Annotated in this window: 20 protein-coding genes and 1 pseudogene; 14 read left to right on the forward strand and 7 right to left on the reverse strand. The window is 73.7% G+C overall.

Going from position 1 to position 20491, the window contains the following annotated elements:
- Positions 1–19: 19 nt before the first annotated feature.
- From ACZ3J7_RS27750 to ACZ3J7_RS27765, 4 genes and pseudogenes are all read left to right on the forward strand, one after another.
- Entirely contained in the window at positions 20–1264 is a 1245-nt protein-coding gene (locus tag ACZ3J7_RS27750; protein ID WP_465625642.1) for a cytochrome P450, read from the forward strand.
- Positions 1265–1295: 31 nt separating this feature from the next.
- Positions 1296–2351, forward strand: coding sequence for a YihY/virulence factor BrkB family protein (locus ACZ3J7_RS27755; RefSeq protein WP_465625644.1), 1056 nt, complete (start codon positions 1296–1298; stop codon positions 2349–2351).
- Positions 2351–3298 (forward strand): annotated as a pseudogene (locus tag ACZ3J7_RS27760) (TIGR03557 family F420-dependent LLM class oxidoreductase); the annotation flags it as partial. The gene ACZ3J7_RS27755 and the pseudogene ACZ3J7_RS27760, both read left to right, overlap by 1 nt.
- Positions 3299–3571: 273 nt before the next feature.
- Positions 3572–3880 carry a WhiB family transcriptional regulator gene (locus tag ACZ3J7_RS27765; RefSeq protein WP_465625646.1) on the forward strand — a complete coding sequence of 103 codons (309 nt, stop codon included), beginning with the start codon at positions 3572–3574 and terminating at the stop codon, positions 3878–3880.
- On the opposite strand, the gene ACZ3J7_RS27770 is transcribed toward ACZ3J7_RS27765, so the two are convergent.
- Positions 3861–4322 carry an STAS domain-containing protein gene (locus ACZ3J7_RS27770; RefSeq protein ID WP_465625648.1) on the reverse strand — a complete coding sequence of 154 codons (462 nt, stop codon included), beginning with the start codon at positions 4320–4322 and terminating at the stop codon, positions 3861–3863. The genes ACZ3J7_RS27765 and ACZ3J7_RS27770 overlap by 20 nt on opposite strands.
- A gap of 143 nt (positions 4323–4465) precedes the next feature.
- On the reverse strand, positions 4466–4711 hold the full coding sequence (locus tag ACZ3J7_RS27775; RefSeq protein WP_465625650.1) for a hypothetical protein: 246 nt from the start codon (positions 4709–4711) through the stop codon (positions 4466–4468).
- A 130-nt stretch (positions 4712–4841) separates the two neighbouring features.
- Between ACZ3J7_RS27775 and ACZ3J7_RS27780 the strand changes: the two genes are divergently transcribed.
- Positions 4842–5150, forward strand: coding sequence for a helix-turn-helix transcriptional regulator (locus ACZ3J7_RS27780; protein WP_465625652.1), 309 nt, complete (start codon positions 4842–4844; stop codon positions 5148–5150).
- Between the two features lie 64 nt (positions 5151–5214).
- Here the strand turns inward: ACZ3J7_RS27780 and ACZ3J7_RS27785 are convergent, their stop codons facing one another.
- Both ACZ3J7_RS27785 and ACZ3J7_RS27790 read right to left on the reverse strand, forming a co-directional pair.
- Positions 5215–5403, reverse strand: a complete 189-nt coding sequence (locus ACZ3J7_RS27785) for a hypothetical protein (protein WP_465625654.1) — start codon at positions 5401–5403, stop codon at positions 5215–5217.
- A gap of 112 nt (positions 5404–5515) precedes the next feature.
- Positions 5516–5791: a DUF4235 domain-containing protein gene (locus ACZ3J7_RS27790; RefSeq protein ID WP_465625785.1), complete on the reverse strand. Its 276-nt coding sequence runs from the start codon at positions 5789–5791 to the stop codon at positions 5516–5518.
- Positions 5792–5932: 141 nt separating this feature from the next.
- On the opposite strand from ACZ3J7_RS27790, the gene ACZ3J7_RS27795 reads away from it, so the two are divergent.
- Positions 5933–6406: a hemerythrin domain-containing protein gene (locus ACZ3J7_RS27795; protein ID WP_465625656.1), complete on the forward strand. Its 474-nt coding sequence runs from the start codon at positions 5933–5935 to the stop codon at positions 6404–6406.
- An 85-nt stretch (positions 6407–6491) separates the two neighbouring features.
- On the opposite strand, the gene ACZ3J7_RS27800 is transcribed toward ACZ3J7_RS27795, so the two are convergent.
- A complete protein-coding gene (locus ACZ3J7_RS27800; RefSeq protein WP_465625658.1) occupies positions 6492–7001 on the reverse strand; it encodes a DUF6328 family protein in 510 nt (169 codons plus the stop codon).
- A gap of 205 nt (positions 7002–7206) precedes the next feature.
- Here ACZ3J7_RS27800 and ACZ3J7_RS27805 point away from each other — a divergent pair, with 205 nt between their 5' ends.
- The 6 genes from ACZ3J7_RS27805 (at position 7207) to ACZ3J7_RS27830 (ending at position 16339) form a co-directional block, all read left to right on the forward strand.
- A complete protein-coding gene (locus tag ACZ3J7_RS27805) occupies positions 7207–7947 on the forward strand; it encodes a hypothetical protein (protein WP_465625660.1) in 741 nt (246 codons plus the stop codon).
- A 223-nt stretch (positions 7948–8170) separates the two neighbouring features.
- The gene (locus ACZ3J7_RS27810; protein WP_465625662.1) at positions 8171–8311 is read left to right on the forward strand and encodes a hypothetical protein; all 141 of its coding nucleotides are present in this window, start codon (positions 8171–8173) and stop codon (positions 8309–8311) included.
- Between the two features lie 1182 nt (positions 8312–9493).
- Complete coding sequence (locus ACZ3J7_RS27815; RefSeq protein ID WP_465625664.1) at positions 9494–9838, forward strand: CU044_2847 family protein; 345 nt, start codon at positions 9494–9496, stop codon at positions 9836–9838.
- 113 nt (positions 9839–9951) lie between these two features.
- Positions 9952–14217 (forward strand): nSTAND1 domain-containing NTPase, encoded by a 4266-nt coding sequence (locus tag ACZ3J7_RS27820; RefSeq protein WP_465625787.1) that lies wholly within the window; start codon positions 9952–9954, stop codon positions 14215–14217.
- Between the two features lie 728 nt (positions 14218–14945).
- Positions 14946–15602, forward strand: a complete 657-nt coding sequence (locus tag ACZ3J7_RS27825; protein ID WP_465625666.1) for an RNA polymerase sigma factor — start codon at positions 14946–14948, stop codon at positions 15600–15602.
- Between the two features lie 473 nt (positions 15603–16075).
- A complete protein-coding gene (locus ACZ3J7_RS27830; RefSeq protein WP_465625789.1) occupies positions 16076–16339 on the forward strand; it encodes a UBP-type zinc finger domain-containing protein in 264 nt (87 codons plus the stop codon).
- 74 nt (positions 16340–16413) lie between these two features.
- On the opposite strand, the gene ACZ3J7_RS27835 is transcribed toward ACZ3J7_RS27830, so the two are convergent.
- Positions 16414–16731 (reverse strand): hypothetical protein, encoded by a 318-nt coding sequence (locus tag ACZ3J7_RS27835; RefSeq protein WP_465625668.1) that lies wholly within the window; start codon positions 16729–16731, stop codon positions 16414–16416.
- A gap of 151 nt (positions 16732–16882) precedes the next feature.
- On the opposite strand from ACZ3J7_RS27835, the gene ACZ3J7_RS27840 reads away from it, so the two are divergent.
- Together ACZ3J7_RS27840 and ACZ3J7_RS27845 are read left to right on the forward strand one after the other, a co-directional pair.
- Positions 16883–17293 carry a hypothetical protein gene (locus tag ACZ3J7_RS27840; protein WP_465625791.1) on the forward strand — a complete coding sequence of 137 codons (411 nt, stop codon included), beginning with the start codon at positions 16883–16885 and terminating at the stop codon, positions 17291–17293.
- Positions 17294–17393: 100 nt separating this feature from the next.
- Entirely contained in the window at positions 17394–17984 is a 591-nt protein-coding gene (locus ACZ3J7_RS27845; protein ID WP_465625670.1) for a flavodoxin family protein, read from the forward strand.
- 16 nt (positions 17985–18000) lie between these two features.
- Here ACZ3J7_RS27845 and ACZ3J7_RS27850 read toward each other — a convergent pair whose 3' ends face one another.
- Positions 18001–20469: a SpoIIE family protein phosphatase gene (locus tag ACZ3J7_RS27850; RefSeq protein ID WP_465625672.1), complete on the reverse strand. Its 2469-nt coding sequence runs from the start codon at positions 20467–20469 to the stop codon at positions 18001–18003.
- Between the last annotated feature and the right edge of the window lie 22 nt (positions 20470–20491).

A 20491-nucleotide genomic window follows, 5' to 3' on the forward strand; every position in this document is an offset into this window, starting at 1 on the left:
GCCGGGGCAGCCGACGGCCATGGACCGACGACAGCACCCCTGGCGGGACAGCACCCTCCCCCTGTTGACGCGCGGCTACGCGTGGCTCCCCGACCTGCGCCGACGGCAACCCGGCCCGGTGACGCGGGCCAGGTTGGCGGGGCGGCCCGCGGTCGCCCTGCACGGGCCGGAGGCGGTCCGCTTCTTCTACGACGAGCGCCACGTCCGGCGCGCGGGCGCCCTGCCCGAACCGGTGCGCAGCACCCTCTTCGGGCACGGCGCCGTGCACGCGCTGGACGGCGAGGCGCACCGGCTGCGCAAGTCGATGTTCGTGTCGCTGCTGGCCGACCCGGCCCGGGTCCGCGCCCTGGTCGACGAGGTCGGCGCGGCCTGGGACGCGGCGGTGCCCGGCTGGGCCGAACGCCCCCGGGTGGTGCTGCTGGACGAGGCCGCCCGGACCCTCACCGAGGGCGTCTGCCGCTGGGCCGGCCTGCCGCTGCCCGCGGACGGCGCCGGGGCGTTCGCCGCCGACCTGGTCGCCATGGTCGACGGCTTCGCCACCCCGGGACCCCGGCACTGGCGCGCCCGGGCCGCCCGCCGCCGCCGGGAGGACTGGATCGCCGGGTACGTCGACCAGGTCCGCGACGGCAGCGCGAGCCTGCCGCCCGACTGCCCGGTCGACCGGGTGGTGCGGCACCGGGACGCGGACGGCGAACTGCTGCCGTCGCGGGTGGTGGCCGTCGAGGTGCTGAACCTGGTCCGCCCCACCGCCGCGGTCTGCTGGTACGTCGCGTTCGCCGCCCACGCCACCCGCCGGTGGCCGGAGACCCGGACCCGCCTCGCCGACGGCGACCCCGCCTACGCGGAGGCGTTCGCCCAGGAGGTCCGCCGGTTCTACCCGTTCGCCCCCTTCGTCGGCGGCCTGGCCGCGGCCGACCTCACCCACCGCGGCGAGCCGATCGCCGAGGGCACCACGGTGCTGCTCGACCTGTACGGGCAGAACCACGACCCGGAGCTGTGGGACGACCCGTACGCCTTCCGCCCCGAACGGTTCCTCGACCACCCCGACGACGTCGGGAAACTCGTCCCGCAGGGCGGCGGCGACCCGGCGACCGGCCACCGCTGCCCCGGCGAGGCCGTCGTGGTCGGCCTGCTGACGGACCTGTCGGTGCGCCTGGCCCGGCTGGAGTACGTCCTGCCTGCGCAGGACCTGTCCATCCCGCTGGGCCGGATGATCGCCCGCCCGCGCAGCGGCTTCGTCATCGAGGCCGTCCGTGCCCGCTGAGCGCGCCGCAGCAGACCGAGAGGGGACCGGCATGCCGGACCGCAAGCAGGACGGGCAGCACGACGGGTCGTACGACGGGCCGCGGGACGCGTCGCGGGACCCGGGCGACGCGCGGGCCGCGCCGGAGGGGCCCACCGACATCCCGCCCCGCGGGCAGTGGGCGGTGCTGCGCCGCACCGCCAAGGAGTTCCTGGACGACGAGCTGCCGGACCGGGCCGCCGCGCTCACCTACTACGGGGTGCTGGCGGTCTTCCCGGCCCTGCTGGTGCTGGTCTCGGTCCTCGGCCTGCTCGGCCGCTCGGCGACCGACACGGTGCTGGACAACCTCCAGCAGCTCGCCCCCGGCCCGGCCCGGGACGTGCTGCACAGCTCGGTCGAGCAGCTGCAGGACGGGCGCGGCGCCGGCGGGGTGCTGGCCGTGATCGGCCTGCTGGGCGCGCTGTGGTCCGCCTCGGGCTACGTCGCCGCGTTCATCCGGGCGTCCAACGCGGTGTACGACATCCGCGAGGGCCGGCCGGTCTGGAAGCTCACCCCGTTGCGGGTCGGCCTGACCCTGCTGCTGATGGTGCTGCTGCTGGCCAGCGCCGTGATCGTGGTCTTCACCGGCCCGCTGGCCGAACGCGCCGGGGACATCCTCGGCATCGGCCCCACCGCCCTGACGGTCTGGTCGATCGCCAAGTGGCCGGTCCTGGTGCTGCTGGTCTGCGTGATGATCGCGCTGCTGTACTGGGCGGCGCCCAACGTGCGCGGCCGGGGCTGGCGCTGGGTCTCCCCGGGCAGCCTGCTGGCCGTCCTGCTCTGGCTGGTCCTCTCCGGCGGGTTCGCCGCGTACGTCGCCAACTTCGGCTCCTACAACCGCACCTACGGCACCCTCGCCGGGGTGGTGGTCTTCCTGGTGTGGCTGTGGCTGTCCAACCTGGCCGTGCTGCTCGGCCTGGAGTACGACGCCGAACTCGCCCGCGAACGGGCCGTCGAGCACGGCCTCCCGCCCGACGAGGAGCCCTACCTGCCGCCGCGCGACACCCGCACCTGGCCCGAGGGCGCGACGGCACCCGACACCGAGACGAACCGATCCGAGGAGACGTGATGACCGAGTACGGGTTCTTCCTGTCCTGCGAGGAGTTCACCCCGCAGGAGCTGATCGACCAGGCCCGGCGGGCCGAGCGGGCCGGGTTCACCCGGCTGGCGATCTCCGACCACTACCACCCGTGGAACGAGGCGCAGGGCAACAGCGCCTTCGTCTGGTCGGTGATCGGCGCCCTCTCGCAGGCCGTCGACCTGCCCGTCACCACCCTGGTGACCTGCCCCACCGTCCGGCTGCACCCGGCGGTCACCGCCCAGGCGGCGGCCACCTCCAGCGTCCTGCTGGACGGCCGCTTCACCCTCGGCGTGGGCACCGGCGAAGCGCTCAACGAGCACGTCCTGGGCGACCGCTGGCCCTCGTTCGAGGAACGCGCCGAGATGCTGGAGGAGGCCGTCGAGGTGATGCGAGAGCTGTTCACCGGCCGCCGCACCAGCCACCGGGGACCGCACTACACCGTCGACAACGCCCGCCTGTACACCGCGCCCCGGGACCCGCTGCCGATCCTGGTCTCCGGGTTCGGCCCCAAGGCCGCCGCCATGGCCGCCCGGATCGGCGACGGCTTCGTCACCATGACGCCCGACGCCGACCTGGTCGCCGCCTTCCGCGACGCGGGCGGCGCCGGCAAACCCGTCGTCGGCGGGCTGAAGGTCTGCTGGGGCGCCGACCGGGACGCGGCGATCGACGAGGTGCACCGCAAGTGGCCCACCGAGCTGCTGCCCGGCGAACTCGCCCAACTGCTCCCCACCCCCGCGCACTTCGAGCAGGCCAGCCAACTCGTCACCCGCGAGATGGTCGCCGATGCCGTGGTCTGCGGCGACGACGTCGAGGCGCACGTCAGCGCGGTGCGCGCCTACGCCCGGGCCGGCTTCGACGAGGTCTACGTCGGCCAGATCGGCCCCGACCAGGACGCCTTCTTCGAGGCCTACCGGACCAAGGTGCTGCCCGCCCTGCGCGGTGACGGCGGCGGTGGTGACGGCAGCAGCAGTGGCAGCAGCAGTGGCAGCGGGGGCAGCGGTGACGGCGCCGACCGTCCGGTGGAGACCCCCGAGGCCCGGATGACGGCCGAGGGCGCCCCCGCGCCCGACGAGCGCGCCAAGGGCGCCGAGGACGGGCCCGAGTACGCCCCCACCGATCCCGGGAACTGACGGCCGGAAGGGTGCATGACCTGCGGCGGGGCGGTTAGACGGCGGTTGTTCGATTCTCTCCGTTCGGAAGGCACCGTCGTGACCATGGTCTCCCGCCTCCCCGGCGCACAGACGCACCACTGGGACTGGCAGCTCGAAGGCTCCTGCCGCACCGTCGGCGGCGAGGTCTTCTTCCGACCCGCGCACGAGGGCCGGGTCGAGGCCCGGGAGCGCGAGCAGGCCGCCAAGCGGGTGTGCGCCGGGTGCCCCGTCCGCCTCGAGTGCCGGCGCCACGCCCTCGCCACCCGGGAGCCCTACGGGGTCTGGGGCGGCCTGACCGAGGACGAGCGGCGCGCCCTGCTGGTGCGCCGGGGTTCCGGGACCGACCTCACCTCCACCGCCGCCTGAGGGCACCCGTACCGCGCGGGCCGGCCGGACTCCGGCCGGCCCTCGGTCGTTCCGGCGGCCCGCTACGGTCCGCGCGGCGGCGCCCCCGCAGCGGGCCGCCGCTCTCGACCGGCAGGTACGGCGCGGACCGGGTGAGCTCCAGCACCCGGCGCACGCAGCGCGAGGGCGAGTCCAGGGCCAGCGCCACCCCGAGCACGCGGGCCGCCAGCCCGGCCCGCAGCAGGGCGTCCAGGCCCGCCGAGGTGAACAGGTCGACCGCGCGCAGGTCCACCGAGAGCCGGTCCGGGCGGGCCCGCAGCCCCCGGGCCAGGGCCCGGACGAACGCCTCCTGGTTGTCCTGGTGCAGGGCACCGACCAGCGCGCACCGGACGGTGCCGCCGCTGCGCCGGGTCTCGATCCGCAGGTCCGGGGCCCGCACCACGCACACCCGCACCACGCGCACCCGCGCCCCGGCGGCCCTCCCCGGGGCCGCCCGCGCCCGCCCCGCCGTCCGGCGCCGACCGCCGCTGCGCCCCGGTCCGCCACCTCGGCATCCGGGCCGCCCGCCGTGGCACGTGGGCCGCCCGCCGTGGCACTCGGGCCGGGTCAGGACGCGGGCACCGGGTCGGGCACGGGGACGGCCACCGCCGCCGCGCGCAGGGCGTCCCAGAGCGCGACGGCGTTCTCCCGCAGGTGGCCGGCGGCCGGGGCGCCGTCCTCGACGGCCGCGAGGTAGGCGGCCACTCCGGCGATCGCGTACCGCAGCTGCGGCGGCAGGGCCGCGACGGCACCGGTGCCGCCGGTCAGCACGGCCGTGAACTGTTCGAGCTGGGTGCGGGTCGGGCACTCCACCACTTCGCCTCCTGGTGCCGCGGGGGACCGGCACGTCCCACTCTCCCCGCCGGGCTGATACACGTCAATGAATGCACGAAAATTATGTCATGCATGCGAAGTCGTGAATCACCGTACCTATCCTTGGAACGTGCAGAGAACCACCGAAACCAGCCGCCAGTGGACGTTCCTGACCAACCACGCGAGGGTGCTGATCCAGATCTACCGCGACCCCGGCATCCGGGTCCGCGACATAGCCGCCCGCTGCCTGCTCACCGAGCGGGCGGTGCAGCGCATCATCGCCGACCTCGAGGAAGCCGGGTACCTCTCGCACGAACGCCACGGCCGCACGAACCACTACCACGTCATCGACGGCCAGCTGCGCCACCCGGCCGACGCCGGGCCCACCATCGCGGAACTGCTCTCCGCCCTCCTCACCCCGCCGCCGGACGCCCCCTGACCGGCCGGTGCCCGGCCCCCACCGCAGTGGGGGCCGGGCACCGACCGGTCAGCGCGCCCCGGCGTCAGGGGGCCTGGCTGTCCGCCGCCGGCGGCTCGGGATCCTCGTCGCCGCCGTCCCGGCCCGCGGCCTTGGCCCGCACGTCCGCCGGGGTCGGCGCGGTGATCTCGCGCTCCTCGGCCGACCGCTCCCGCACGCTCTCGCCCGGTGCGTCCTCGGCGGCCCGGTCCTTGCCGTCGTCCCGCGTGGTCATGGCTGCTCCTCTCCTGTCCCGTCTCGCCCGTCTCGGGGGCATCCGGCGGCTACCCCCGACCGCCCCGTCCACACGGGGCCGACTGGGTGATCCCGCCACCGGCCCGCCGCACTCAGCCCCGGCCGGTCGGCCACACGCCCGTCGCCCGGCGCCAGGCCGCCGCCCCCGAGCGGTCCAGCGCCGCCTTCACCAGCGCGAACACCGCCCCCTGGAGCGCCGCCGCGACCAGCACCTCCCGCCAGCCCCGGTCCTCGTCGGTCGCGTCCGGGGCGTCGTCCTCCCGGGCGACCCGCCGCCACACCCACTTGAACACCGCCCCGGCCGCCACCCCGCCCAACGCCCCCACCGCCATGCCGACCGGCTTGTACACCACCGCCGCCGCCTTCATCGCGCCCGTCACTCCCTCCGGTCTCCGTCACTTGCCCGGCGGCTGCCCGACCCCCCGCTCCCGCAAACGACCGCCCGGATTGCCCCGTCCTGTCCGGGGTAGCCGACGGCCGTCCGCCCCTACGGAAGAAGGAGCGCCCTCATGGACGCGATCGTGCTGCTGAAGGAAGACCACCGGACGGTCGAGAAGCTCTTCAAGGAGTTCGAGGGAGCCGGTGACCGGGCCTTCGTGACCAAGCGCCGGATCGTCGACCAGGTGATCGAGGAGCTGACCGCGCACACCGTCATCGAGGAGGAGGTCTTCTACCCGGCCGCGCGCGAAGCCGCCCCCGACACCTCCGACCACGTCCTGGAGAGTGTCGAGGAGCACCACGTCGTGGTGTGGCTGCTGGCCGAACTGGCCGGCCTCGACCCCGAGGACGAGCGGTTCGACGCCAAGATGACGGTCCTGATGGAGAACGTCCGCCACCACGTCCAGGAGGAGGAGCAGGACTGGTTCCCCGAGGTCCGCAAGGCCATGGGACGCAACCGCCTCCTCGAACTCGGCGAACGCCTGACGGCGGCCAAGGAGACCGCCACCCGCGACCCGCTCCAGGTGCCCAGCGCCGCCCGCTGACCGGCGGGGCCCCACGACGGCCCGGCCCCACGACCTGGTCGGTCGTGGGGCCGTCGCCGGTCGCGGGTCGCGGGTCGCGGGGCGCTCACCGATCGCCGTCGCGGCGCTCCTCCCGGTGCAGCACCAGGAAGGGCAGCGCCAGCCAGGTCAGCCCGAAGTAGGCGGCCGTTCCGCCCGCCACCGCCGCGGCGAGGGTCGCGTTCCCGGTCGCGGTGCGCAGCAGCAGCAACAGGGCGCAGCCGATGGTCAGGGCGAGGAGGGTCAGTCCGAGGCCGATCAGGCGGGAGCCGGTGCGGATCAGGACCGGCTTCAGGCGGTGCCCGGCCAGCAGCCGGTGGAAGGAGACCGGGGCGATCAGCGACGCGGTCGCGCAGGCGCCCAGGACCACGGTGAGCGTGTAGAGGTTCCGGTCGAAGGCGTCCAGCGAGGCGAAGCGCGGCGTGAAGGCGACGCTCAGCAGGAAGCCGAACAGGATCTGGGCGCCGGTCTGGGCGACCCGCACCTCCTGCAGCATCTCGTTCCACTGCCGGTCGGCCCGCTCCGCCGGGCTCTCGTCCCGGCCGGGCCCACCGCCCGAACCCGAGGAGTCGTTCACGGGATCCCACCTCTCGATCGACGCACCGGACCAACGGGACGGACGCCGGACGCCGGTCGCCGGCCGGTCGCCGCCCGGACACCGGCTGCCCGGTGGGAGCGGGCTCCATGCCGCGCAGCCGCCCGGCCGGCACGGGCACCGGGCGTGGACGGCGCCGGGCCGGGCATGCGGGGGGTGGCATCGGTTCCGACCAGGAGGTGCGTGCATGGACGACGGGGAACGTCGGCTCAACGACTACCGGACGAGGGCGCGGCGGCGCTCGCCACGCCACGACCGGCGGGGGGAGGCCCGGCTGCCGGCGGTGCTCGCCACGCTGGCGGCGATGCTGCTCTACCTGGTGCTGCCGGAACAGCTGCTGTTCGTCCCGCGCTTCGTCCTGCCCGGCCTGGAACTCCTGCTGCTGATCCCGCTGATCGCGGTCAACCCGCGCCGGATGACCCGGCAGAACCGCTTCTCCCGGATCGGCTCGCTGACCCTGGTCGCCCTCATCGGCATCAGCAACCTCGTCTCGCTCGGCCTGCTGGTGAACGCCATGGTCACCAGCAAGGCCCAGGAGGGCGGCCCGCTGCTGCTCGCCGCGCTCCAGGTGTGGGCCACCGGCATCATCGTCTTCGGCCTGGCGTTCTGGGAGCTCGACCGGGGCGGCCCGGTGGTGCGCACCCAGGCGGAGCGCTCCGAACTCCCGCTCGCCGACTTCCGCTTCTCCCAGGACGAGAACCACGACGCCGTCGAGGAGGTCGCCGACGGCGCCAGCCGCAGCAGCGACTGGGTCCCCACGCTGATGGACTACCTCTACGTGTCGGTTACCAACTCCACCGCGTTCAGCCCGACCGACACCATGCCGCTGAGCACCCGGGCCAAGGCCCTGATGGCGGTCGAGAGCGTCGCCGCCCTCATCACCTCCCTGCTCGTCATCGCCCACGCCGTCGGCATCCTCGACCAGTAGCCCCGAGCCCAGGCCCTCGAACGCCCTGGGCGCCCTTCGGGTGCCGGGCCGGTGCGCCGGGGGACGAGAGCTGCAGGTGCGGATGGTCGGGGACCGGCGTGCGGGCGCTGCCGTGCTGCTGCCGGCGCCGGTGGCGTCGGCCGGGTGCGGACAGCTCGCCGAGCGGCAGCAGGCGGCGGCCGACCCGGACGCCTGACCCGGCGGCGCGGCCGCCCGCACCGAGGTGTGGAGCGATCAGGCGCAGGTGGTCCTCGCCGACGACACCCTGTTCCCCGCCCGGCTCCAGGACGGCTGGCAGGTGACCTCGGCCGGTTGCGAACCGCAGCCGGCCAAGCCCTTCCAGCGCGACCTCAAGGCGAGATGACCCGTACGGACGATGTTCACGACCGTCCTGCTCGCCGTCCTCGCCGGACTGGCCTTCGTCACCCTGGTGGGACACCGATGCACCGGTGACCCCGGCCCCCGGACGGGCGGCGGCTCCCCGCCCCGGCGCGCCGGGCGCTTCGTCCGCCACAAGGCCCTGGCACCGGGCTTCGGTGCGGCCTTCCTGCTTGCCCTCGTCGGACAGGCCCTTCGCGGGCTGGGCAGAGTTCGACGACCAGTCGGTCATCGACAGCCTGGACTCGATCGGCCCAAACACCTGCCTGACGTCCTCCGATTTCGCCGTCGAGGTCACCGAGAACCGGCAGTCGCCCCGGGTGAGGAGATCCCCGGTCTCCTTACAATGCTCGGCTCCGAAGCTGCCGAAGGCCGCCTACGGGGCTTTGCGGCAGCTCTGGATCAATCCTCACCACCAGGGCGGTACGACCGCGGCCGGGGCACTTGCTCCAAGGGGACGAGGAACCGCTGACGATTCGAGGGCAGCACGACGTACCCGGCGGACCGGACGATCCAGACTGCCCGGCAAGCGTTCACGGACGACCTGCCTCTCCTGCTCCCGCTTCTGGACAGCCCCGACCCCGAGGCCCGCTCCGTGACCGCCTACGTCTTGGCGGGGGCGACCGGCGAGACCCCACGCGTCTCCTCGGCCCTGCGGTTGAGGCCGGCGAACGAAGACGACGCGGTGGTTCGGGTGGGCCTGATCCCGGAGATCGCCCAACTCGCCCGCGAACACCAGGACGACCACGCTCCCGGATGGTCCCGGAACCCCTGGTCGGGCCCGGGACGACCGCCCGAGGTACGCATCGGCGCCGGTCCGGCCTGGCTGGGCCTGGTCACCGACCCCCGCCACCGACGAACTCCGTACTCTCCTGACTGACCCCGACATCAGCCGGTACGACGACCTGCTCCGGTCCGTGCGGCCCGTGCCCGCGGAGCCGTCACGCGCGCAAGGGCCCCGACCGCGTGCCCATGGCAGGTGCACGCGCGAGGGGACCGCAGGTGATCCGCGGCAAGCAGGTTCCGCTTCGACGTTTTGCCGATGTTTAGTCAACTCCGGTTCTATGGTGATGATTTGGTCGGCATTCGCGATGTCCTGACCTGTCCGAAGGGCAGGAGTCGCGGCGCACTCGCGGACCCAGGCGAGAGCAGGGGAGGGGCGAACGCTATGAAGCACCTGGTGGAGCTTCCGGTCGGCAACACGTCGGTGAAGGTGGAGGTCTCGGTCGAGGAGGACGGGCTGGTGCAGGTGTCCCGGCCCGAACGGCTGGCACGCCGCGCCGCCAGGTCACTGGGCGAGATGCTCGCCGATATCCGCCCCGTCGCCGAGGAGTTCGTCACGGGGCTCGGCTCCATGGCGCAGCGACCCGACGAAGTGTCGCTTGAGTTCGGTCTGACGATGTCGGCGGAGGCGGACTTGGTGGTCTCCTCGGCGGCTGCGGAGGCGAACTTCAAGGTCTCCATGACGTGGCGCCCCGCGCAGGGCGGTGCCGAGCCGGTCCTGCCCGCGTGAGGGCGCGGGGGGCCTCGGCGGGCAGTGACGCGGGCGCACTTGAAGCGGCGGTCGTACGTGTTCACAGCAGGTCGGCCGGTCCGATCGGTGTCGGGTTCCTGGTCAGCGAGCGGCTGGTCCTCACCTGCGCGCACGTGGTGAGCAGCGCGTTGGGCATCCCGGTGGGCGAGAGGCCGCTGGACGGCGTCGAGGTGGCTCTCGACGCCCCGCTGTCGGGGCCGCGCCCTGGTGAGGCGGTGGAGGGCCGGGCCACCTTGAAGGTCTGGGGGCCGGCGCAGCCGGTGGGCGCGGACCTGGCGATCCTTGAACTTGACGCCCCGCTTGCCGGGACCCGGCCAGTGCGGCTCCTCCAAGCGGGCCCGCAGGAGGTGTGGGGGCACTCGGCGAGGGTGTTCGGTCTTCCGCAGGGCCGGCCGGGCGGGGTGTGGCACGCGGGAGTGCTGCGCGGGCGCCAGGCCGACGGCTGGGTGCAGCTGGACCTCGCAGGCGAGGGCTACCGGGTGTCAGGCGGGTTCAGCGGCGGCGCGGTCTGGGACCAGGAGCTGGGCGGGGTGGTGGGCTTGATGGCGGTTGCCGAGGCCGGCAACCCTCCCGTCAGCTACCTCCTGCCGGCGTCGACGCTCTTCGCCTCCTGGCCCGAGTTGCAGGAGCTGGCTCTGCCGCCGTCGCCGTTTCGGGGGCTGTCGCCGTTCCGGGAAGCGGACGCGGCGGTGTTCTTCGGCCGGGACGCGGACGCCGACGAGGTCGCTGCGGTCGTCGGCACCGAGCGGTGGACCACCCTGGTCGGGCCCTCGGGCTGCGGCAAGTCCTCCCTCGCCATGGCGGGTGTCGTCCCCCGCAGGCGCAAGCGCGGCGATGTGACAGCGGTGGTCAGGTTCGCCTGGTACCACAGCGGTCTGCGGGCCCTGGCCGCTGCCCTGCTGCCCCTTCTCGGGCCGGAGCCCACCGAGGCCGAACGGGCAGAGCGGATCTCCGAGTTGGCCGCAGAGCTGCAGCAACGGGGCCTGCGGGAGACAGCACATCGCATCCTGCACCTGCACTCCGGGCAGCGACTGCTCTTGGTCGTCGACCAGCTGGAGGAACTGCTCGCGCTCGCCGACGAGGACGTCGACGCCGTCGCGGAGGTGCTTGCCGGGCCAAACGCCACGCCGGCGGTGGCGGTGCTGGCCACGCTCCGCGCCGACCTGTTGGACGCGGCCCTGGTCCACCCCCGGCTGGGCCCACTGGTGAGCCGACGCGTCCAGGCGCTCGACCCGATGACTCCCGACCAGCTCGGCGAGGCGGTCCGCCGCCCGATCGACGCCGTGCCGGGTGTCGCTTACGAGGAGGCGCTCCCCGAGCGCATCCTCGCTGACGCCGGCACCGGGCCCGGGGTCCTGCCCCTGCTCGGCTTCACCCTCGACCTGCTGTGGAAGGCACGCGGCGGAGCGCTCATCGCCCACCGCGACTACAGCGCACTGGGCGGAGTCGCGGGAGCCCTCGGCAGGTACGCGGACGAGGCGTGGGCTGCCGCGGTCGGGGCAGAGGACACCGTTGGCGGCGAACGGCTGCTGACCCGGCTCGTGAGCCTACCGCTGGGAACTGCGGCACCGGTGCGCCGCACCGTGCTGCGCCGGGAGACGGACCCTGCGGAGTGGGAGGTCGCCGAACGCCTCGCGGCCAGTCGGCTTCTGGTGATCCGGGGGGCCGGCGGGGCGGAGAGCGCAGAGCTCGTCCACGAATCACTGATCACCGCTTGGTCGAAGACCCGGGACCGCGTGGTGACTGATCGCGCCTTCCTGGCCTGGCGCGAGGGCGCCCAGCGCGACATGGAGCGCTGGGCGAGCGCGGGCGGGCCCGACGACATGCTGCCCCGGCGCACCGCTCTGGCCGCCAGCACCCAGTGGCTGCCTTCGCGCCAGGGCGAACTCGGCGAGGCGGTGAGGGAGTTCCTCTCCCGCGGCCGTCGGCGCCAACGCCGACGGCGAGCCCTGCTGGCCGGTGGTCTCGCCGCCGTCTGTGCGCTGGCGTTGATCACGGCCAATGTTGCCGCGGACGCGCGGCGAGCGGACCGTGAGGCCGCCCGGAACGTCGCCCTCACCCGCGCCGACGCCCTCGCCGCCGATGCCGCCAACCTCGTTCGGACTGATCCCGGTAGCGCCGCGCAGCTCGCGGTGGCCGCCTACCGGACCGCACCGACCCCGAGAACCGCGAGCCAGCTCTACGCGGCGCTGGGCCAGCCCGTGGACCGGGTGATCGCCGCCACCGGAAGCCCGGTGCTGCGCGTCGCGGCTCAAAGCCGCGGTCCGCTGATTGCCGCAGCGGGTGAAGACGCCTCGGTCCGCGTGTGGACGGCCGACGTGGGGGCCGTCCCGGTGCTGCAAGCCACGCTCGCCACCCGCAGGGCATCTGCGATTGCCTTGGCGCCCGCCAGCCCCCTGCTGGCCGCCGCGTGCGTCGACAAGAGTGGACTGTGCCTCACCTCTGTCGCCGATCCCCAGCATCCCCGTGTCCTGTCAGCACTGCCGCCGGCCCCCGTGGAGCGTCTGGCCGTCGACGACTACCGCTTCTCCTCCCTGGCCTTCAGCCCGGACGCCTCCCTGCTGGCCGCCGCCACGCTGAAGGGTCCGACCCTGTTGTGGTCGCTCGCCGACCCCGCTCACCCTCAGCTCGTCGATCTGCTGGCCGGCGACGGCAGCGGGAATCTGGTCGGCGCAGTCGCCTTCGCGCCGAACGGACGGCTGCTGGCCACGACGAACCAGGGGGGAGCAACCAGGCTGTGGGACCTCACCACGCCCACCGCACCGCGTGCCGGAGCGACGATCGCCCGCGGCTACCAGTCCCTGGCGTTCGGACCCGACGGCACATGGCTCATCGCGGTCGGCGATTCGCACATGGACGTCTGGAACCCCGCGGACACCGCCAAGGCCGTCATCGACTACCCCCAAATCGACTCCACGGACTTCAGCAGCGTCTCTGTCAGCACCAGTGGCCTGTCGGTCGCCTACGGCGCGATCGACGCCTCCAACGGCAGGGGCTCGCTGTGCGGATTCGACACCGCGGAGATCGGGCCCGATGCGACGTTCCCCAGTGCCTGCGCCGGCATCGGGTTCGGCGTCTCCACCCTCGCCCACACCCGCGACGGCCGCATCGTGACCGGCGGAGCAGACGGGGCCGTGCGCTTGTGGACGGACCCGCTGCCGCACATCAGCGGCGCCCGGGTGTCGGACTCCCAGGAGTGGGCGTTCAGCCCCGACGGGCGGCTGGCTGCCGTCAGGAGCGGACCGAGACCGAGCTTTCGCACCACCGACATGCCCCGCGAGGTACGCCTGTGGAACATCACCGGCACCGGCCAGCCCGAACCGCTCGGCACGATCACCACCGAGGCATCACCGCAGCTCGTGCTCTTCGTGGGGCCGACCGTCCTGCTGACCGTCGACCACGACGGTGCCGTCCGGCTGTGGGACATCAGCGACCCGAGCTCCCCCGCCCCGGGCCTCGCCCTCGACCACGCCGACTTCAGCGTCGGCACCAGCGGTTTCATCTCCTTCATCGGCGTCACCACGGAGGGCGACAAGGTTGCCGTCCAGACCGCGAGCGAACTCCACCTGTGGCAGGTCGCCAACAGCCGGACAGCCCACCGGACCGGCACCCTACCCATTCCCGTCAAGGACAAGGCGGCCGGAATCGCCGACCGTGACACCGCCTTCGTCGTCACAGCGGACAACATCGCCTGGTGGGACATCGCCGACCCCGGGAATCCGCAGCACTCCGGCGACTCCCCGGTAGAAGGTGCCCTCTACGGGTCGCTTGCCACTGTGCCGGGTCTCGCCGTCGGCACCGGACACAACAGCCGCAACAACGTCCCGCTCCAGCTGTACGCGCTCGACCACGGACACCTGCGCGACACCGTCCGGCTTTCCGAGAACTCGGGCAGCCAGCTGACACTCGACAGCGCTCTCCACCTGGTCGCGGCGTCCGGCCCCTCCAACACCACCGTCACCCTGTTCGACATCAGCGATCCTGCCCACCCCAGAACCATGTCGACCTTCGCCACCTCCGGCATCGGCAGCCTCCAGACCCTCGTTCTTCACCCCGAGAAACACCTCCTGGCAGCATCGGGCAGCCAAGGCATCCAGCTGTGGGACATCCGCGACCCCGCAAACCCGAAAGCGATCACGGCTTTCCAACCAGACAGCAGCATCGGCACCGACATACAGCTCGTCCCCCTCTCCGGCCGTGTCTCCCTCTCCGGAGGAAACGAATCCGTCACCTTCCTCGACCACGACCCCGCCGCTGTCGCAGCCCAGCTCTGCACCCTCGTCGGCGGCGACATCACCAAGGACGAATGGGCCCGCCACGCCCCCGGCATCCCCTACGCGCCCGCGTGCCCACGCTGAACCAACCAGTGCACAGCCATAATCCGAACAACAGGCCAGTTCTCCGAATCGACCTGCTCGCGCGAGTCGAACCGGTGGGTCTCGAAGTAGTCGGCGATGGAGTACGGGCGGCGGCTGTCGGTCAGCATGCGGTACACGAACTCGCTCGCCGAACAGTCGAAGCACGCCGCCAGCAGCCATTAGTCGCCGGGAAGGGAGGGGCCCAGCCGCTCCTCGATCGCGGCGAGACGGGCGGTGGTCTCCACCCCCAGGAGTAAACCTCATGGCGCGGACGGCGCCATCGCCGTCAGCGCCGGGAGTTCCGTGTCCGCAGGAGCATCCGAGCCCCGGTGGTGACGACAAGCACGCCTCAGTGGCAGATCTCAGGCTCCGGCACGTGTACCGAAGCACGGTAGGTATCACCACCGGTGTCCACTGACGTGGAGATTCGGTCGCGCAAAGCATGACGGTTGTCACCGGGTCGGCGCGCTATCTGTCACCTCCTGGGCTCACCCTGGCCGGGGCCCTCGTTGAAGCAGGGGCGCCGGAAACGGGCCGTGCCTTGTGCCCGTCAGTGGTCGTGGGCACCCGGAACGAGCCTCTGCGGGACGATGGTTGCCCGACAGGCGCGGAGGGGATGGCCCTGAAAGATCTTGGTCGACCTTGTCGTCCGTTCGCGTGGGCTCCCGCACACGTACCGGGTGAATGACCGACCGATCCCCGGTGCGGCACGATCCGCGGAGGCCCTGATGACCCCGTCCCACCCTGCCTGCCTGTCCTGTGAAACCGAGCGGTCCGATGCGCGCCCGCCTGCTGATGCGCACGCCGACCCGCTGCGCTGGTGCGGCAACTGCTGGCGCGTCACCTCCGCCTTCGCCCGGTTTCACCTCCTGCAGGAGCGCCGGATCACGGCCTTCGTGCGGCGCCGGGCCGGCCACCTCGGCGACCAGGTTGTGGAGGACGTCGTCCAGGAGACCTTCGTGGAGGTCTGGAAGGGCATGGACACGATGCGCTTCCCCGAGCGGGTCCAGTACACGATCGCCCGCCGTGCTATCTGGGGGAGGGCGAAGGAGTACACCGAGGAGCACGTCTCTTATGACGGCGAGCTGCCCGACGCCCCGGCACCGGAGGACGCGATCTCGGCGGAGGAGGGCATCGACATCGAGAAGGCGCTCGCCGAGCTCCCTGAGAAGGAACGCGCCTACCTGGTCGACCACAAGATGCACGGTTACTCGGCGGAGGAGACGGCCCGTCGGCATGGGGTGAGCAAGGGCACCGTCACCACCAGCGCAGGGCGCGGCCTCGCCAAGCTCAAGAACAGCCGTTGGCTGGCCGCCGCGCAGTTCGTCATCCGCCACGCCGGGCCGGCCATCATGATCCTGGAGCAGATCATGCGCCACCGGTGACGGGTCGCCGGAAGGTCCGGGGGCGGTCGGACAAGGTAGGACACGGCGTCCTCTCGGCTCGGGGCGGGCGTTCCGCGGCGCCGGCGCCACCTCTGCCCTCGGTCCACCGTCTGCCCTGACTTCCCGGAGGATCCGGTGGCCGGCGCCACAAGCCGACAGGCCGAGCTGTCAGGCATCGCGCCGCCAGGCCTGGAGCTGCGAGCCCCGGCGTGTCAAGGCACAAGAACTGTCCCGACGGTCAGACTGGCGCGCTCCATTCGGCGTACCGGTCGGTCACAGCGCGCCTGCCTCGGTGGCGCCTATCGTGCTTCGGCACAGCACGGACCGCTGTACTCCCGGTACCGGGCCGACGACATGACAATCGAGCGTCCGTTCACCTTGGTCGGGGGCGGGTGTGGACGGTTACCCTGGGACGGGTGAACGAGCAACGTGGATGGCAGGTGGCGACCGACCGGGGACTCGTCGTCCAACCGGTGTGCGAGCACCTGGACGGACTCGGGGACGTGCCCGCCGACCCGGCCGCCGGCTGCCAGGACTGCCTGAGGGAGGGCAGCACGTGGGTGCACCTGCGGGCCTGCCTGAGCTGCGGGCACGTCGGCTGCTGCGACAGCTCGCCCCGACAGCACGCGCACCGGCACGCCTGCACTAGCGACGGCCACCACATCGCCCGCTCGCTCCAGCCGGGCGAGGACTGGGCCTGGTGCTACACCGACGAACTCTTCCTCCGCCCCGCCTGACGGCACGGCCGCGGCGGACCCCCTGCGCACCCGTACGAACCCACCGCCGCGCGAGGACGGCCGGCGGCGGCGGGTCAGGACTCCCGCCGGCGGCGGGCGGCCACCAGCGCACCGGCGCCGAGCGCGAGCGAGCCGGCCGGGGCATCCGTGCCGGTGGACGCGAGCTGCGTGTCGGTGCTGGTGGTCGTCGTGGTGGCGGTGGTGGTGCCGGTCGTGCCGGCGGCCGCCCGGGTGTCGGAGGCCGGGGTCGGTTCGGCGTCGGGGACGGCGGCATCCGGGGCGGACCGGCCGGTCGGGCTGGTCTCAGCCATCGCCTGTGCGGTGCCGAAGACGGTGGGTGCGGAGACGGCCGCGACGAAGACGGCGGCGGCCATCGACCGACGGATGCTCAAAACTCCCCCCAGGGGACGTGACGTGCGCAGGTGCCACCGCCGTGGCCGTGGTGATCACGGCGGCCGCACCGCGTGGGAACATGGCGACCATGTCAGGTCAGCTCAGGTCTGGGTGTCCCTCATATCCCTGGGCGGCGTGGTGCTCGGCGACATGCTGTCCTACCTCGTCCAGCACAGGACCCAGTCGTCGGCGGAACGTGCCGAGCGGCAACGGCAGTCGAGCGCGTTGTCGGAGGCCCGGCGGGCGGAACGGCTGGCGCTGCTGGAGCGGTTCATCGAGGTGGCGGCCGAAGCCGAGCGTTCCGCGTTCAGCCGGCCCCCCGCGTGGGACGACACCCACGCCTGGTACCTCACGACCCAGGGCGTCATGAACAGGCTGTGGGTCGCGGAGCGGCTCATCCGCGTCCAGTTCCCCCTCCCCGTGCACGACGCGGCACGCGCGTACTTCCTCGACCTCAACCGGACGGTGTGGGAGGGCCTGCCCGACGGCGAGAGCGTGCGGGACTACCTGGAGGACAACCGGCCGGCGTTCCTCGACGCGGCCCGGTCGGTCATGGCCTAGGCCCTCTCGTTCGGAATGCCCTCGGGGCGGCGGTGGTTGGGGTCCGGTGCACCCCCGGCGCGGCAGCCGCCCGCCGGAACGACCCGCGCCGGAGCCGCAGATGACCACCCGTTCGTTCCTCTTCCTGCTCGGCAGCGCCCGCACCGGCGGCAACACCGAGGCGCTGGCCCGGGCCGCCGCCGAGCAGCTGCCGGCCGGGACCGGGCAGCGCTGGCTGCACCTGGCCGCGCTCGACCTGCCCGAGTACGTCGACGCCCGCCACGCGCCGGACGGTCCGGCGGCCGTCCCGGCAAGCGGGGACGAGGACCTGCTGCGGGAGGCCACCCTGGCGGCGACCGACCTGGTGATCGCCTCGCCGCTGTACTGGTACTCGCTCTCCTCCGCGACCAAGCGCTACCTCGACCACTGGTCGAAGTGGCAGCGCACCCCGGACCCGGGTTTCCGGGACCGGATGGCCGGCCGCACCCTGTGGGGCGTCACCGTGCTGGCGCACACCGAGGAGGAGGTCGCCCGCCCGCTGGAACTGACGCTCCAGCACACCGCCGCCTACATGGGCATGCGCTTCGGCGGCGTCCTGCTGGGCAACGGCAGCGCGCCCGGCCAGGTCCTGGCGGACGAGCGGGCGCTGACCCGGGCCAAGACCTTCTTCGCCCGGCAGCCGGAGGTCGCCCGCTTCCCCTACGAGCGGTAGCGCCCCGGCCCCGGTCTCAGCGCACCTCGATGCCGACCAGGCAGGTGTCGTCGTCGGTGTCGGCGCCGCTGAAGCGCAGCAGGTGGTCGAGGTGGGAGTCCAGCGCGAGGGCGCCCTCGCGGGGGGCGGCCTCGGAGAGGGCCACCAGGTTGGCGAGCGAGGCGTGCAGGCCCTGGTCGCGGCGTTCGATCAGGCCGTCGGTGTACATCACCAGCCGGTCGCCCGGCTCCAGCGCGATCTCGCTCTCCTGGTAGTCGGCCCGGTCGACCACCCCCAGCAGGATGCCGTCCACCTGCGGCAGGCACTCGGCCGCCCCGCCCCGGGTCAGCACCGGCGGCAGGTGGCCGGCCCGGGCCCAGCGCAGCCGGCGGCGCTCCGGGTCGTACAGGCCGCAGACCGCGGTGGCGGTGACGTTGTCGGTCAGGTGGTGCGTCACGCTGTTCAGCCAGGACAGCAGCTGCGCCGGGCCCGCCCCGGTCGCGGCGAGGCCGCGCAGCGCGTTGCGCAGCGCGACCATCCCGGTGGCGGCCTCGATGCCGTGCCCGGCGACGTCGCCGACGCACACCAGCACCTGCCCGGAGGGCAGCGGCAGCGCGTCGTACCAGTCCCCGCCGACCAGGTGCTCCTTCTCGGCCGGGCGGTAGCGGACGGCCACCTCCAGGTTGTTCAGCATCCGCGGGCCCGCGCTGGGCGGCATGATGGCGTGCTGGAGCTGCAGCACCAGCCGGTGCCGCTCGGCGGCCTGCTGCTCGGTCTGCGCCAGCTGGTCGCGGGTCGCCGCGAGGGCGACCTCGGTCCAGTGCTGCGCCGAGACGTCCTGGTAGGCGCCGCGGACCGAGCCCAGCCGCTGCGAGCGGTCGTCGTGCACCGGCTCGGCCACCACCCGGATGTGCCGGGTCACCCCGTCGGCGCGCTGCAGGCGGAAGGCCGTGGACGCCGGCCGCCGGTGGTGCAGCAGGGTGCGCAGGAACCGGCCCACCGCGTCCCGGTCGTCCGGGTGGGCGTGCTCGGCCAGCAGGCCCAGCGGGATCGGCGCCGCGGTCGCCGGCAGCCCGTACAGCTCGAACAGGGTGTCGTTCCAGACCACCTGGCGGGCGTCCAGGTCCTCCTCGAAGCCGCCGATCCGGCCCAGGCGCTGCGCGTGGTGCAGCAGCCGGGCGATCTTCGGCGTGCTGTCCTCCAGCCGCCACAGCACCGTGACATGGTCGCCGTGCCGGCTCACCGACACGTACGCGTCTGCGGTCAGCGGCACCCCGTCGACCTGCGCCGCCAGCTGCATCCGCGGGTCCTTGAACGGCGCCCCGGTGGCGTACACGTCCTCCACGGCCTCCAGCAGGTTGCCGGGCCGCGCGGCCAGCGGGTACGCCTCCAGCAGCGGCGAGCCGACGACGGCGCCCGCCGGGCGGCCCGCGAAGTCCACGAACGCCGGGTTGGCGTGCCGGATCACGAAGACCGGCACCGCACCGCCGTCCGCCGCCTCCAGCACCATGCACGGGTCGAGCAGGCCGTCGACCAGCCGGGCCAGCTCGTCCAGCCGCCGGGACCCGGGGCCGTCCTCCCCGGCACCGTCCGGCCAGGTCTCCAGGGTCGCGGCGCACAGCCCGGCCAGCACCTCGAACTGCCGCTCCAGCGACTGCGACCAGGTCGGCAGCTCCTCGCGCCAGCACACCTCCAGGACGCCGGTCAGCCGGCCGCCGACCCCGGCCGGCACGGCGACCCGGCCGCCGCCCGCCTCGTGCCGGCCGATCGTCGGGACAGCCGTGTCCGCCAGCGTCCGGTACGCCACCGGCTCGCGCTCGTCCAGCGCCCGGCGGGCCGCCGTCACCACCCCCGGCGGGACGTGCCGCCAGCGGCGGGCCTCCGCCTCGGCGAAGCCCGCGCTGCCCGCCAGCGCCAGCGACTGGTCCGGCCGGGCCGCCCAGATCGCCACCGCGACCGCGCCGAGCGGGCGCAGCGCGTGCTCCAGCATCGCCCGGGCCGCCGCCGCCGTGTCCGAGCCGCTCAGCGCGTCCGCCTCGGTGCTGCGCAGCCGCACCCCGACCTCGGCGGACTCCGGGTCCGCCGCCCGCGCCACGAACTCCCGGGCCGCCTCGGAGATCTTGTCGGCGGCGGACTGGTTGACCAGCCCGGCGGCCAGCTCCAGCGGGGTCGTCCCGGCCTGCTCCGCCAGCAGCCGCAGCTGCCCGGCGGCCTCGGTCGGCCCGCAGCGCAGCCGCTCCACCAGCACGCCGACCGCCATCTCCACCACCGACCGGCCCGCGGCGTGCGCCTGCGCCTCGTCGAGCTGCCGGCGCAGCTGCTCCACGGTGCCCGCCAGCCGGCCGATCGCGCCGGCCGCCGCGGTCTCCACCGCGCCCGCCCCCGCGGCCTCCGGCACCGCCTCCACCGCCTCCGGCGCGGCGTGGCGCTGGGCACCGATCAGCCCGGCGGCGGCGGGCGCGGTCGGCGAGCCCTGGTCGGGTCGGGACTCCCGGGACTGGTGCACGGCGTGGACTCCTGCGGTCGGT

Source organism: Kitasatospora sp. NPDC015121 (genome assembly GCF_055562955.1).

Coding starts and splice junctions, on each gene's coding strand:
- ACZ3J7_RS27750 (WP_465625642.1), top strand. CDS start 20: ATGGACCGACGACAGCACCCCTGGCGGGACAGCACCCTCCCCCTGTTG.
- ACZ3J7_RS27755 (WP_465625644.1), top strand. CDS start 1,296: ATGCCGGACCGCAAGCAGGACGGGCAGCACGACGGGTCGTACGACGGG.
- ACZ3J7_RS27785 (WP_465625654.1), bottom strand. CDS start 5,403: ATGACCACGCGGGACGACGGCAAGGACCGGGCCGCCGAGGACGCACCG.
- ACZ3J7_RS27790 (WP_465625785.1), bottom strand. CDS start 5,791: ATGAAGGCGGCGGCGGTGGTGTACAAGCCGGTCGGCATGGCGGTGGGG.
- ACZ3J7_RS27795 (WP_465625656.1), top strand. CDS start 5,933: ATGGACGCGATCGTGCTGCTGAAGGAAGACCACCGGACGGTCGAGAAG.
- ACZ3J7_RS27805 (WP_465625660.1), top strand. CDS start 7,207: ATGGACGACGGGGAACGTCGGCTCAACGACTACCGGACGAGGGCGCGG.
- ACZ3J7_RS27815 (WP_465625664.1), top strand. CDS start 9,494: ATGAAGCACCTGGTGGAGCTTCCGGTCGGCAACACGTCGGTGAAGGTG.
- ACZ3J7_RS27825 (WP_465625666.1), top strand. CDS start 14,946: ATGACCCCGTCCCACCCTGCCTGCCTGTCCTGTGAAACCGAGCGGTCC.
- ACZ3J7_RS27840 (WP_465625791.1), top strand. CDS start 16,883: ATGCTGTCCTACCTCGTCCAGCACAGGACCCAGTCGTCGGCGGAACGT.
- ACZ3J7_RS27845 (WP_465625670.1), top strand. CDS start 17,394: ATGACCACCCGTTCGTTCCTCTTCCTGCTCGGCAGCGCCCGCACCGGC.